This window comes from Campylobacter sp. GB48 (assembly GCF_049221845.1).
Lineage (GTDB): Bacteria > Campylobacterota > Campylobacteria > Campylobacterales > Campylobacteraceae > Campylobacter_D > Campylobacter_D lari_C.
Window position 1 is genome coordinate 1 of record NZ_JBMJAR010000071.1, and the last position, 963, is coordinate 963.

Sequence of the window (963 nt, forward strand, 5' to 3'; positions counted from 1 at the left end):
TTTCAATCTTTTCTTGTATTTTTATAGAATCAGCTTGTATTTTATCTACTTCAATATTTCCAACAATATCAGCAATAAATTCACTTAAATCTATTTCACTAAAATCTAACTTTTGAAATTCTTCTGGAGTAAATCCTCTACAATCAGGACTTTTTGGAGAACCCCAACCTCTTTTAATTTGTGGGCGTCCTTGTTCATTAAATATTCTTGCTAATTTTGAATTAAAACAACAATGTGTTTTTTTATGCTGAATACAAGCTATGAATTTAATTTTTTTAGAGCAATATTCACCAACTTCTACACATCTATTTTGCTTATTGAGTTTTGCTAGCTTTTTTTCATCTTCTTTACAAGGTACAAGCCCTATAAATACTTTATCTTTATCACAGCAACCACCAGTTAAACCAAAAAATTTGTCTTTAGAGCGACATCTATTATCTTTTTTTATTAAAGATAAAAATTTATCCTCTATATCATCTTCCCAGCCATTATTATTTTCATCATTAATGCCAACTTGAGTATCTTCATCATCGATATCGCTAGTGCTTTTTTTAAACACAACTATTACATTTAGAATAGTTATTATTTTAAACATACAGTTTCTTTACTAACTTCTAAAACTATCTAAAACATAGCATTCATATTTTATTTTACCAGCATAAACAGGATATAAAATAAAATATTTAATATAGTATAATGTAAAATTATAGATATTAGAAAAAATTTAAATGGTAATGATTTTAAAAAATGCTTATAGCTTTGAAAAAAATAGCTAAAGTTGTATCAGGGGTTAAATCTTAAAATGAGATTTAACCATACAAATTATTGAATTTTCAAAAGTATATGTTATAGTATATGTTATTTAGATATTTAATTTATAAAGTATGGATACTTAGTGGTTTGATTAATAAATTATATGGCGACCTCGGGCACCATTTGTTTTTTACTCCCGAGTGTTATTTT

Annotated in this window: 1 protein-coding gene; it reads right to left on the reverse strand. The window is 25.5% G+C overall.

Annotated features, from left to right (window positions below; all coding sequences use genetic code 11):
* Positions 1-595: conjugal transfer protein TraN (gene traN, locus ACOTVC_RS08840; protein WP_421628382.1), on the reverse strand; the 595-nt coding region annotated here is incomplete at its 3' end.
* Between the last annotated feature and the right edge of the window lie 368 nt (positions 596-963).